The following is a 13,387-nucleotide window of genomic DNA, read 5'->3' on the forward strand; positions in this document are numbered from 1 at the left end:
TGCGCCCCTTGCGGGGCGCACCACTTTTTGTGCTTTCCTTTGCTATTTGTCGAGCCAGCGCACCTGGATGGGGCGACCATCAAGGCCGGAGGCGGCGATGGTTTGCGGATCACCGGGGACGATGTCCAGCATGTTATCGCTCCATTTAACCTCGGCACCGGCGTCCAGCCAGACGCCTTTGGCGGGGCGTGCGGCACTGACGCGGATATGCTGGTCGTCGAGCTGCTCGATACTCACCTGAGGATCGGGCAGAGTCAGGTATTTGTAGGGCTCGGACCATAAGGTGGCGCGGGCCACCACCACGCCGTCCCTCCACAGGCGTGCCTGTACAATCTCCTGATCATTTTGCGCTCGCTGGATTACATCCAGCTCACTGGAACGATTGCCAGCCAATGTTACCGGGCGGCGCTGCTCGCAGAGCACTTCTCCCGCCAGATTCACCGTGCGCAGCTCCAGTTCCAGCTGGACATCAGAAGCCTCACCATTGACAGCCCAGATCGCGATGCTCTCGGAGGACTGGCGATGCAGGCCAACGGCCAGCAGTGCCAGCTCACGCGCCACGCTGTAGTACGCGGGCTTGATGCGCAGTTGGTAATCGACCATAGCCCAGCTCATCACCGGATAACAATCGTTCAGCTGCCAGACCAGGGCGCCAGATGTATATTCGCGACCCGGACCCTGCCAACGGCGGCGCCAGCCACGAATGGCGGCACTCAGAGCCTCGGACTGCACAAACTGGGTGGCATAGATCTGGCCTTCCAGGTCGGAGGGGACGCGTACGTTGTTCACCAGGTACGGCGCCATCAGACCGGGACCACCATCCGCCTTGTTGTGATAGTCCAGCGTGCGACTCTGAGGGTAGAGCTCTTCAGCCGGGGCGAACTCCTGAATGGTCTCCAGAACGGGAAAGGCCTGCATGCCAAACTCGCTAACGAAGCGACCGGCCAGCTTTGGATAATCCTGATAGGGCAGTCCACCATGCCAGACGCTCCAGACGTGAATGTCTCCGACGGTTGGATCGGATGAGCTCGCCCCACCATAGGGACTCCCGGGCCAGTAGGGTCGAGTCGAGTCCAGATCGGCGCAGACCGCTGGCAGCAACTGTTCATAGATCGCCCGCGCCGGGAACTCCGTCTGCTCAAAGTGGTCGGTGATCTGCGGATCTGACACGCCTTTGCTCTCGGCAATCGCGTAGTCCTCGTTATTACCAGACCAGAGCACGATGCTGGGATGGTGGCGCAGCTGACGTATGGCAGCCTCGGCCTCGGCGCGCACGCTCTGTTGGAACTCCACGTGAGCGGGATAGAGGCCACAGGCAAACATAAAGTCCTGCCAGACCAGCAGGCCAAGCTCATCACAGGCCTCATAGAAGGCCGGATCCTCATAGATGCCGCCACCCCAGACGCGCAGCATGTTCTGATTGCCATCGACCGCCAGCTGCAGCCAGCGCCGATAGCGCTCACGACTGATGCGCGACGTAAACGAGTCGGCTGGAATCCAGTTAGAGCCGCCACAGAAAACAGGGGTATTGTTGATCTCAAAGTAGAAGCTGGTGCCGGGCGCGTCCTGCAAGGTATGCTGTACCAGGCGCAGACGGCGCAGGCCCAGGCGCATCTCATGGCGATCCACCTCTTCCTCGGAACCGCGCAGCGTCGTCACCAGGCGATACAGCGGCTGCTGACCATGGGTATGGGGCCACCACAGCTCGGGCTGCTGTATCTCCAGCTGCACCTCCACGGTCTTTTCACCATGTAGAGTCTGTGTTTTTTCCGCCACCAGCTCGCCGGAAGGTGCGTACAGGGCCACATGCGCTTCCCGCACGCTCTCCGCACCTCGCTCTTCAATCTGTATCTTCACCGGCAGCAGCGCACTGGCCAGGTCATCGGCCACCTCATAGGGACAGTGCACATCGGCCAGGCGGGCGCTATATGCCTCCAGGCGCACCCCACGCCACAGGCCGGCCGTCATAAAGACCGGACCCCAATCCCAGCCATAATGATACTGGGCTTTGCGCACATAGAGGCGGCTGGAATCGCCGTTCCACAGCGGCAGCTTGCCATACTGCTCTTCCAGCTGCTGCCCCCGCAACAAAGCCGATTCAAAGACTATATGCAAATCGTTCGAGCCGACGCGCACCTGCGACTTGATGGAGACGCGTTGCGGCACAAACATATTGTCGCTCTTCAATATCTGCACACCGTTGAGCCAGACGGTCGCGTAGGTGTCCAGGCCATCAAAGCAGAGGTCCAACTCGGCCTCCGGCAGCTCAGTGGCCGTGACCTCAAAGTTTGTACGATACAGCCAATCGCGCTCACCTACCCACTGGAGCTGCTGCTCGTTTAAACCGTAGAAGGGCTCGGGTATCAGTCCCGCCGCCATAAGGTCCAGGTGTACGGCACCCGGCACGCTGGCCGGTAACCAATCTTCGCCGGTTGCGAAATCCACGCTCAGATCGACATCAGGGACGCGTTGTTTTAATTGCCAATTGTTCGTAAGATCTTTATATTTCACTGCTCTACTTCCCTTTTAGCAACCTTGCCAGTATATCCATGCTGCACAGCATAACAGGAATAAAGCGCCTCTGCAATATTTATTAATGTTCACTTACTATTCATTTTTACCATCAAATAGCCAGATTGTACGCATCCCCCTTGACAGGAAGATAGAAAGCTCCGTATAATCAGTACAAGGACTAGAGCAGGCAGACGTAGTGTAGCCAGTCCCGTTAAAGTAAACAGAAGCGGAAATAATCATATGCTCAGCCAACACATAAAATTCGCACAATCTAGCTTTTATTATTGGTTTAGCCCTCCAGCATGATGGTGGGCCCTTTGGGCTGAGCAAAAATAACCCACCAGCGTGCTGGAGAAGCAGAGGAAAAGTCCTCTGCTTTTTTGTTTCCCTAAATTGTCCTGTTTGTTTCGGTTGAAGAAAGGGTTCCAGAAATGATCATTACTATCCGCCAGGAGACCAGCGGTGAATCTAGAGCACAGCTCATGGCACTGTTATGTCGAATCACCGGCAGTCAGCGTCCGATTACGACGACGCAGATGCGCGATCGAGAGGTCATTGCCATTGATTCAGCATTAGTTGACGCACAGGCACAGGTAGCACTTCAATCTCAGAGCGCCGTTGAGCAGATCCACTCCATCAAAACCCCGTACCAGTTAGCCAGTCGATCCTTCCAGACAGAAGATACCAGCATTACTATCGGTTCCACCAACGATTGCAACCCCATAACTATAGGTGGAACCTCCGCGCGCCCCGTCATCATGGCTGGCCCTTGCGCCGTCGAGAACAGGGAACAGCTCATTACGACCGCACAAGCGGTCAAGCGTGCAGGCGCGCAGGTTTTGCGAGGAGGGGCCTTCAAACCGCGTACATCACCATACCAGTTCCAGGGCCTGGGGGTAGAAGGACTACACCTGCTGGCCGAAGCCCGCACTCTGACCGGGCTGCCAGTTATCACCGAGGTAATGGAGCCAGGTATGGTGGAAACAGTTGCTCAATACGCGGATGTCTTACAGATTGGAGCGCGTAACGTTCAGAATTTCCCTCTTTTGTCGGCTGTCGGCCACCACGGCAAACAGTTGCCAGTACTCTTGAAGCGTGGCCTCTCCTCCACCATCGATGAGTGGCTGCTCGCCGCCGAATACATCCTTGCCGCGGGCAATCCAAACGTAATCTTGTGCGAACGTGGTATTCGTAGCTATGATCCCCAGACCCGCAACGTCCTCGATTTATCCTGCGTTCCCTTGCTTCACCAATTGACACATCTGCCGATCATCGTAGATCCCAGCCATTCCACCGGTCGTCGCGAACTCGTGCCCATTATGTCTCGTGCCAGCATCGCAGCCGAAGCGCAAGGCCTTATCATCGAAGTCCATCCCGATCCAGATACCGCGCTCTGCGATGGCAAACAATCGATTACGCCGGAACAACTGGAAAAAATCGTGCACGAAACAGCCCTGCTCGCCACCATGATGCGAGGGGAGGTCTCTGTCGCCTGAGCCTATATGAGCGTCAACAGCTAGCAATACCCACTCGACTATCGACGCTTGATCCAGTGTTATGATATACTCTTTGTACGTAGAAGGAGTATTTTACGAGATGGGTGGGGACTAGACCAAAGGCTTTGAGGAGACACTATGCCAACACGAATTATTATTGCTGATGACGAAGCCATTCAGCGCATGGATCTAAAGGATGTGCTGACCAAACAAGGCTATCTCGTCATCGGGGAAGCCGGCGATGGCCAGAGCGCGGTAAACCTGGCTCGTGAGCTGCGACCGGACCTGGTCATCATGGACATACGTATGCCCGACATGGACGGCATTGCCGCCGCCGAAACTCTCACACAGGAAAAGATTGCACCAGTGTTGTTGCTCACTGCCTTCGGAGACCAGCAGTTGGTGGAACGTGCGAAAGAGGCAGGGGTAGTAAACTATATTGTGAAACCACTGCGTGAGAGTGAGGTTGCTCCGGCAATTGAGGTCACGCTGGCCCGCTATAGCGAGTATCGCGCGATCGAGGATGAGAACCGCACGCTCTCCGAGAAACTGGAGACCCGTAAGGTTGTCGAGCGGGCAAAAGGCTTGCTGATGGAGAAGCAGGGTCTCTCGGAACAGGAAGCGTTCCGCAAGATCCAGAAGGCCAGCATGAACAACCGCAAATCTATGCGCGAGGTAGCGGAAGCTATTTTGCTCACAAACGAGATGTAAAGCAGGATAAGAGGATGTGGCAATGCGGCTACATCCTTCTTTGTTATATCGTACGCTCGAATGAACCGCTGCCCACCGGGCAGCCTACCTGACTTCTGAAAAAGCTAGCAAGAAACAAAAGTCGATGTCACTGGCAGCGAGTAGTACAAGTACAGATCAAAGCGTTATTGTCGTTGGCATTCGCTTTCGTCCCGCTGGTCGAATCTATTATTTTGACCCGGTGGGGCAGACGTTTTCAAACGGCCAGTACGTCATCGTAGAGACGGTGCGGGGTATCGAGGCAGGCCGCGTTGTAATCGCCTCAAAAAAGATGGCTGAAGCCGATCTCAGCGATACATTGAAACCCGTTCTACACCTGGCGACTGAAGACGAACTGCGGATGATGCTTTCATATAAGAGTAAAGAGAAAGACGCGCTGGCTCGTTGCCATGAGCGTGTGGTTTACCATAAGCTGCCCATGAAGCTGGTGGAGGCCGAATACACCTTTGATGGCAGCCGCCTGACGTTCTATTTTACCGCGGATGAGCGGGTGGATTTTCGTGCCCTGGTACGAGATCTGGCCGCGACGTTTCGCACACGTATCGAATTACGCCAGATTGGCGCGCGCGACCAGGCCAAACTACAGGGTGGCGTCGGACCATGCGGCAAAACCCTCTGTTGTAGCTCCTGGATCACTGACTTTGGCATTGTCTCGATCAAGATGGCCAAAGAGCAGGGACTCCCCCTCAATCCCTCAAAAATCTCTGGCGTCTGCGGGCGCTTGATGTGCTGCCTCTCATATGAGAATGACAATTATATTCAAGCCAAGCAGCAGATGCCACAAATCGGGACCTTTCTCGACACTCCTGGAGGTCGTGGCAAGGTCGTATCGATCAACGTTCCACAGAATTCGGTTGAAGTTATGTTAGAGAGTGGCGTCACCATCCGTGTCCCCGTCGAGGAACAGAAAGAGAAAAAGCCGGCAGGTGGCTGCGGGAGCGGTGGCGCATGTTGTAGCTCGAAAGGCGGCGGTAGTTGTGGTAGCGGCGGCTGTGGTAGTGGTGGCTGTGGGAGCGGTGGCTGTGGTTCCAGCAAGGGGGGCGCTGGTGGCTGTGGATCATGTAGCCTCAATAAGAAGCCGTAATTCAACGACTATCTGGTTGCAGAGCTGAGAGGAAGGTTGTGCTTACATGTCGTCGGATAGGAAGGATCCCGGGGATCCCTGGCAAGATTCCCCAGGCTTTGCTTCGAACTGGCCTCAGCAGCAGCATGAAGAACAGTTTCCGGTCGTTGATGGGGAACTGCTCGATGCTCGAGGCGAACCGATGGAGGATGATCAAGTGGCACCTGGACCAGGCGGGGCGCGCCACCGCTATGCGGGCCGGCGCGCGAACGCCGCGCACGGGCGGCTGGCATCCTCGTTTTTTGACTCATTTAAACATGCGAACCAGTACATTACGCTAATCCTATTCCCATTGCTTTTCTGCGGTCTGGCCTGTCTCCTCGTTCTCCCCCCCGTAGCCTCAGGGCATGCCGTGCTGAATCCTATAGGTTTCTGGCCGATGCTGATCATCCTGCTGGTCATCGCTGTGGCGCAGGCGGGTATGGTCTATTACACCGGCTCCGAGAATGGCATGTGGACCCTGGGTACAGTAGGCGGCCTCTGCCTCTTTGTGCTGGCCGTTTGCTTCGCGCTGTATGGATTCCTGCCCGGTCTGCTGGTATTAGTAGCGATCATAGCCCTGGGAGTGGTCATGGCGCGACGCTGTGTGCGCCCGGTGCCCGAGGGGTTTGTCGATATCGTCTATAGCTTCAAGAAGTATGCCCGTACCCTCCACCCCGGCTTCAATATCTTGCTACCCTGGGAAGAGGTCGCCACACAGCTCAATGTCGAGGAGATCCAGTGGATGTGCCCGGCCCAGATCATCCAGATCTCGCATGATGAGGATATCATGTTGCGGGGCGTCATCTCGTATCAACTACTGCCGGAGGATGCCTCCCTGGCGATAACACAGGTTCGCGACTGGGAGAATAATCTGCGTACCCGATTCCAGACGCTGCTCCAGCATATCACCACCGTCTTTCACCCGGACGACTTGCTGGCATGGCCCGATGGCAGAAATACCCAGATGGATGGTGATGATGATTTTGTGGGTGGCTTTGAGCGGCGTGAGCAGATCAATGATTTCCTGCTTCAGCAGATGCGCGAGAAGGTGGCTCTGTGGGGCGTACAGGTCAACTGGGTCAGTATCCGTGATATTGAGATCGCTCCGCATGGGGCCATTAAAATTGAGCCGGTGCAGCCCGCCTATACCTCTCGGCCCGCGCCCGTATCAGCCACGGAAAGAACAACGCCCGAGATGCCGGTGCCACCACGGCCCAGTGGGCAGCATGGTCAGCCCGTCGAGGAGGCCGTGGCCCGTCCCCATCATCTAGAAGAGAGGACACCGGCCGCACCAGCCTACAACCTGACTGAAGAGGTGCTGGTCCATGCTTACCAAAATGTGCAGGATGGGCGCATTACAGATCCCGAGACCATACGCAGTATCGCCGCCCGGTTTTATGAAGTCGCGCAAGATCCCGAGTTGAGCCAGAACGTAAACTTTGATGCCGCCCAGGCCGCGCGCAACCTCTACGAAGAAGCGAAGAGGCACGAACCGCGCTATCCAGGTGAAACGCATCGTGAAGAGACCCAGCCCAACTGGGTTATGCAGCCGCCCAATGATAAGAACATTACGGCCGGGTAGCCAGGGCTGCGACGCAATACTAGAAAGGCTCAGATCGCCAGATTGACGACCTGAGCCTTTCCTTTTGGGCGGGCTGAGAGATGGAATATTTTATCTGACAGCGGCTCCGGCGAACTCACGCACCAGGTTATTGAATTGACCGGCCTGCTCATCCTGAATCTGCAAGGTTGCTTTATCGATAATGCGTACATCGACGCGTGAATTGACGCGCTTAAAGGCCGCGCTGGCCTCGGCTGGCGTCAGGAAGCCCTCGCGCCCCCAGACCGCGACAACCGGAACCTGCAAACGGGCCAGTGGCTCGTGCACATCCAACTGCAGATAATTGCTGAGGAAGGCCGCGCTGGCATGGCGGCTATTGGGCTGATGCGCGGAGGTATAGATGTACTCAACAAACTCATCAGTAATCAGGCCAGGGTTGTGATAGCCCTTCACATCGTAGTAAGCATGCAACGCCTGCCGCGACGTCATCAGATTGTAGATGAATTGACCGATGATGGGCGCGCGCAACACCGCTTTCTGCAACGCATTCAAGGGACCAGGATACGACTCCGTCAGGATGGCTGGAGGAGCCCCGACCAGGATCAAACGCTCAAACAACTGTGGACGGCGATAGGCGGCGGCGATCACGTAGGCGCTGGTCAGGCCACGGGCCACCACAATCGCGGGCTTCCCTACCACTTCACGAATAAAATCGTTGAGCAGGTCTGTATATGTTTCCGCATCATAGTCAATCGTAGGATGATCTGAAAGACCGAAACCAAGCAGATCCAGGGCAAATACGCGGAACTGTTCCGACAACGTATCGATATTCTTACGCCATTCATACGACGAGGCGCCAGGGCCAAAGCCATGGATCAGGACCAGCGGCTTCGCGTCGCGGCTCCCCTTCACCTCATAAAACATATCGCCGTACTTCCATGGATAGCGGCGCTCTTCTCCTGTCAGAACAGTATCAAGCTCGCCTGCCATCGTCTCCGTCACTTTATTATAGAGAGCGAGTGCACCCAGGGCGCCACCAAGCACCAGGCCCGTGTTAAACAATTTCTTTGCAATTGCCATTTTATACACACTCCTACTTGCTGTTCTACCTGCTTCAAATTATGAGGCGTTTCATAACCTTGCCTCAACAATATACTTACTTTAACTTACTTTGCCTAATAGAAATATCAATATCCCTATGCGATTGTCTAATGTATAGAGCACAGCAGGCTCAAGAAGTAATATAGCATGTGCTAACAAAAATGCGCAAACACTTTTGCTAAATTAGTACTCTCTACTTTCTTTTGCACGCGGGCGCTGGCGCGCCCGCGTGTTTATTATATAAGGGACGAAAAAGGGTGGTAGAGTGGGGATGTGCGGCCGCACATCCCCACTCTACCACCCTTTTTCGTCCCTTATTGGATGGAAATATGATATTATTTTGCTATGCAAAACATTTCATCTTATTTAGATGTTGTACCAGAGGTGCGGATGGCATTGGAGGCGGGGCGGGCTGTTGTGGCGCTTGAGTCGACCGTCATAGCCCATGGGCTACCGTACCCGGCAAATATTGAAATCGCGCATGCCATGGAAGCGACCATCCGGGCGGAGGGCGCTATCCCGGCCACAATCGGGATCCACGATGGCAAGATCATCATCGGGATGAATGAGGATGAAATAGAGCTACTGGCCATCATGGAACATGTGCGCAAGGTCAGTCGACGCGATCTGGCCTTTACACTGGCAACGGGTGCCTGGGGGGCCACGACCGTCGCGGGGACGATGCTCTGCGCACACATGGCCGGCATTCGCTTCTTCGCCACCGGCGGCATTGGAGGGGTGCATCGGGGAGCCGAAACCAGCATGGATATCTCGGCGGACCTGCAAGAGCTCAGCCGGACACCGGTCCTGGTTACCTGCGCGGGTGCCAAATCGATCCTGGATCTCAACCTGACGTTAGAATATCTGGAAACGCATGGCGTCCCCGTCATCGGCTGGCAATGTGATGAGTTTCCCGCCTTCTACGTCGCCCAAAGCGGACTGCCCCTGGCCCAGAGACTCGATGATGTAGCGACCCTGGCCCGACTGGCTCGCATCCAATGGCAGAATGGCCTGCACGGCATTATAGTCGCCTGTCCCATTCCATCCGAACACGCCATGGAGGCCGCCCCCTTGGAGCAAGCGATCGAAGCCGCCCTGCGCAACGCCCAACAGCAAGGCATCCATGGAGCCGCCCTCACCCCCTACGTCCTATCCCAGGTAGCGCAAACAACCACCGGAGAAAGCATCGAAGCCAACAAAGCCCTTCTCATCAACAATGCCCGCTGGGCCGCCCGCTTCGCCCAAGCCTACGCCACCCAATAAAAAAAGAACAACGTCTCCATAAAGTGGCCGCAAAAAGACTTTTTTGCGGCCACTTTATGGAGACGTTGATTTATTCCCTCATAACGACTACAATACAAATACATAAACGATGTGTGCTTCACATTGACTCGTCCTTTTCTTGTAACAAGTCCTCCTCGAAAGGAGCCGTATACTGTGAACAATCCACTGGAGATTCGTAAGGTGGTCGTGGGCATAGTCCTTGCCATCCTCTGGATGTGCATCTTCATATTTCTGAAGGACTCTCTCGTCATCGACTGGGCCGGTGATGGCTCGAACCTTACACCTCTTAAACTGGTGCTAGGAGTCATCGGCCTGATCGTCGTTGCCTGCTATCATCTGTTTGTTAACGCACGTCCCGAAACCAAGAAGCTAAGCGCGACCGTAACACTGACTATTGTCTGGCTCTCCCTTATCCTTTTTTATCCCTTTAAAGATCCAAACAATACCAATGGTGGTGCAGTCGGTTTCTTCGCCCTGATTGGCGGCCTGGCTGTGGTAGTACTTTGGGTACGTTTCTTCTCAGATGACTTGATCGTTGCCTGATAAGACATCGCATTAAGAAGAAAACAACATGCAGAAAGTGCGGAATGCGCACTTTCTGCATGTTGTTTTCTATTTTCTGATTACCAGCGCAGCGCTTAATGTCTGAAGTGGCGCTTGCCGGTAAAGATCATAGCGATGACGTGCTTGTTCGCCATGCGAATCGATTCTTCGTCGCGCAGTGATCCACCCGGCTGAATGATGGCAGTGATGCCAGCTTTCGCGGCACATTCGACGCCATCGGCAAAGGGGAAAAAGGCATCCGAAGCCAGGACCGCCCCGCGCGCACGTTCTCCGGCTTTGGCAACCGCCAGTTGTACGCTGGTCACGCGGTTCATCTGTCCCGCCCCAACACCAACAACCATCAGCTTATGCGCCAGCACGATAGCATTAGATTTGACGCCCCGCACCGCCTTCCAGGCGAACATCAGATCGGTAATCTCCTCCAGCGTTGGATCACGATCGGTCACGACGCGATAGTCAACCTCCCCATCCCCCACGAAATCGGGCGTCTGCAGCAGCAGGCCGCCTCCAACCGTTCTGGCCTCCAGGTGGCCACCCAGCAAAAGCTGGGTATTAATCGCCCTGGGTTCAATGGCATGGTGGGTTGCCAGCAGCCGCAAATTCTTGCGCGTACCCAGGGTCTGGCGCGCCTCAGGAGCAAAATCGGGGGCAACAATGGCTTCATAAAATAGCTGACTGATCTCCGAGGCGGTCGCCTTATCGATGGGGCGATTGCTTCCGATGATCCCTCCAAAGGCTGAGACCGGATCGCCGGCATGGGCTTTTTTATAAGCTTCGACCAGTGCATCGTCACAGGCCAATCCACAGGGATTGGTGTGCTTGACGATGGCAATGGCGGGAGCGGTAAAGCTCTGTACGATATTTAAGGCCGCGTCCAGGTCCAGCAGGTTATTGTACGAAAGTTCTTTTCCCTGTAGAATCTCACAGTTCGCCAGGCTGGGAAGGTTTGAGCACGCCGGTGAGGGGTCGGCCCAACGATAGAAGGCCGCGTGCTGATGCGGATTTTCACCATAGCGCAATACATGCAGACGCCCTAACGGGATGGTTAGCTCTTCCGGGAAACGCTCCCCGGTAGGACCACGTAAATACTCTGCGATCGCCGCATCGTAGCTGGCCGTGTGTTGAAAGGCGATCGCCGCCAGCCGGCGCCGTGTCTCAAGGCTTATCTCTCCCTGCTCACGCCACTCCTGCAATACCGGAGCATAATCCTGGGGACGTACCAGTACCACCACATCCTGAAAATTTTTGGCGGCCGCACGCACCAAGGCCACACCATCGATATCGATCTGCTCCAGTGCATCATCCAGGGATGCCGAAGGATCACGCGCCGTCTCTACAAAGGGATACAGGTTGACTACAACGATATCGATGGGTACAATGTGATGCGACTTGAGTTCCTTCTCATGCTCAGTCAGTCCACGATGAGCCAGAATGCCACCAAAGATAGCTGGATGCAACGTCTTGACGCTTCCATCCAGAATCTGAGGGAAATGGGTCAACTCATCGGTAGATAGAGCCTTGATACCCTCTGCTGCCAGAGCCTGCTGTGTTCCATGGGTAGAGAACAAGGTTACGTGATGGCTCTGCAACTCCTGCGCCAGCATAGAAAGGCCCTCACGGTTAGCCACACTGATTATCGCTCTCATTGGTCATCCTTTCGGGATGTATTAGGATAAGAACAAACCACAGAGATGCCGGATACGAATGCCGCCATACAATGGCGCGCAAGCGAGCTAAGCTAAAAAGAACAGCGCATAATAAAGTTGACTTTTCTCCTGAGAAGAAAGTCGGGAATATCCTATTTGTATCAGTATATGCCACAAGGCATAGAACGGCGAACGCGACCATTTAGCAAGCCGCTCCAGGGCTAGTCAGAAGGTTTGTTTTCACACCTACTGTGCTCAGATATCTCTTGTGAGTTGGTGCCTGGGGGCGCGGATGCGCTTCTGCCACTCCCACACAAAAATGAGTGTGAATATTAAGAAAAGAGGAAGTTATGCGCATACTCATTGTACGGCCAGGGGCCATTGGTGATACGCTGGTGACGTTTCCATTGCTGCACTATCTGCGCACCCGCGTACCGGGCACGCATCTCACCTTTGTGGGCAACGCTGCCGTGCTTCCTCTGATCCAGGCATTTGAACTGGCGGACGAGGTCGCCAGCTATGAGGAGCGGCGCTGGAGCCAGTTGTTTCTGCCCCCGACCGCTTCAGGTCGGCACGCTCTGCTGGACTTTCTGTGTACCTTTGACAGGGCGATTTGCTGGCTGAAAGATGCAGATGGGGTGATCGCGGCCAACCTGGAGGCTGCCGGGATTCCACAGTACAACATTATCCCAGGGCGTCCAACGGATACATACGATCTGCCCATTAGCGCCTACCTCGCCACCAGCATCGTTGAAGATGCCGCTATAAAACATCAATGGTCTGTTCCCGCTGCCTATGCGTGGCGGAACAGAGACGATCATACAGCAGGGGCCATAGCCATTCACCCGGGCAGTGGCGGTCAGGCTAAATGCTGGCCGGTCGCTCACTTTGCCCGCACCATTATAGAGCTGTGGCAACAACATATCCCGGTCCTCGTGCTGTCAGGACCCGCCGAACAATCACGGCTGCGCGAGCTGCTCCATCTGCTACCGGAACCGCCCGAGCAATCGCTATATCAACAACTAAGCAATGCTCCCCTGCTCACAGTAGCCCGCAGGCTCCAGCAGTGCCGCGCCTACCTGGGCAACGACTCTGGCATCACCCATCTCGCCGCCATGCTCGGACTCCCAACCGTAGCCCTCTTCGGACCCAGCAATCCCCGGATCTGGCGTCCCCAGGGACCCCGCGTCACCGTCCTCCGTAGTCCTCACCTCGACCACCTCCCTCCCGACGCCGTATTAACCACCCTCACACGCATAACATCATAAATCTCCAGCTTCAGGGGTCCTATAAATTTTACATAAGCAGGCAGATCGCATATACTCGTTATCATTGACCTTTTTAATCTAAAGCGTTGGATGCTGCA

The 13,387-nt window shown here is 55.3% G+C and carries 10 protein-coding genes; 7 read left to right on the plus strand and 3 right to left on the minus strand.

Annotated features, from left to right (window positions below; genetic code table 11):
- Positions 1–42: 42 nt before the first annotated feature.
- Positions 43–2,511, minus strand: a complete 2,469-nt coding sequence (locus tag AABA21_RS22155; RefSeq protein WP_338253734.1) for a beta-mannosidase — start codon at positions 2,509–2,511, stop codon at positions 43–45.
- Positions 2,512–2,945: 434 nt separating this feature from the next.
- Here AABA21_RS22155 and aroF point away from each other — a divergent pair, with 434 nt between their 5' ends.
- The 4 genes from aroF (at position 2,946) to AABA21_RS22175 (ending at position 7,447) form a co-directional block, all read left to right on the plus strand.
- Complete coding sequence (aroF, locus tag AABA21_RS22160; RefSeq protein WP_338253736.1) at positions 2,946–4,010, plus strand: 3-deoxy-7-phosphoheptulonate synthase; 1,065 nt, start codon at positions 2,946–2,948, stop codon at positions 4,008–4,010.
- A gap of 138 nt (positions 4,011–4,148) precedes the next feature.
- A complete protein-coding gene (locus AABA21_RS22165) occupies positions 4,149–4,721 on the plus strand; it encodes an ANTAR domain-containing response regulator (protein ID WP_126595593.1) in 573 nt (190 codons plus the stop codon).
- 124 nt (positions 4,722–4,845) lie between these two features.
- Complete coding sequence (locus tag AABA21_RS22170) at positions 4,846–5,844, plus strand: PSP1 domain-containing protein (protein WP_338253738.1); 999 nt, start codon at positions 4,846–4,848, stop codon at positions 5,842–5,844.
- A 46-nt stretch (positions 5,845–5,890) separates the two neighbouring features.
- On the plus strand, positions 5,891–7,447 hold the full coding sequence (locus tag AABA21_RS22175; RefSeq protein WP_338253739.1) for an SPFH domain-containing protein: 1,557 nt from the start codon (positions 5,891–5,893) through the stop codon (positions 7,445–7,447).
- A gap of 90 nt (positions 7,448–7,537) precedes the next feature.
- Here the strand turns inward: AABA21_RS22175 and AABA21_RS22180 are convergent, their stop codons facing one another.
- Positions 7,538–8,506: an alpha/beta fold hydrolase gene (locus tag AABA21_RS22180; protein WP_338253740.1), complete on the minus strand. Its 969-nt coding sequence runs from the start codon at positions 8,504–8,506 to the stop codon at positions 7,538–7,540.
- 366 nt (positions 8,507–8,872) lie between these two features.
- Between AABA21_RS22180 and AABA21_RS22185 the strand changes: the two genes are divergently transcribed.
- Positions 8,873–9,790 (plus strand): pseudouridine-5'-phosphate glycosidase, encoded by a 918-nt coding sequence (locus AABA21_RS22185; RefSeq protein ID WP_338253741.1) that lies wholly within the window; start codon positions 8,873–8,875, stop codon positions 9,788–9,790.
- Positions 9,791–9,964: 174 nt separating this feature from the next.
- Positions 9,965–10,354, plus strand: coding sequence for a hypothetical protein (locus AABA21_RS22190; protein WP_338253742.1), 390 nt, complete (start codon positions 9,965–9,967; stop codon positions 10,352–10,354).
- 95 nt (positions 10,355–10,449) lie between these two features.
- Here the strand turns inward: AABA21_RS22190 and purH are convergent, their stop codons facing one another.
- Positions 10,450–12,021 carry a bifunctional phosphoribosylaminoimidazolecarboxamide formyltransferase/IMP cyclohydrolase gene (gene purH, locus AABA21_RS22195; RefSeq protein ID WP_338253743.1) on the minus strand — a complete coding sequence of 524 codons (1,572 nt, stop codon included), beginning with the start codon at positions 12,019–12,021 and terminating at the stop codon, positions 10,450–10,452.
- 350 nt (positions 12,022–12,371) lie between these two features.
- On the opposite strand from purH, the gene AABA21_RS22200 reads away from it, so the two are divergent.
- Positions 12,372–13,289, plus strand: a complete 918-nt coding sequence (locus AABA21_RS22200; RefSeq protein WP_338253744.1) for a glycosyltransferase family 9 protein — start codon at positions 12,372–12,374, stop codon at positions 13,287–13,289.
- Positions 13,290–13,387: the final 98 nt, after the last annotated feature.

Source organism: Dictyobacter halimunensis (assembly GCF_036245075.1).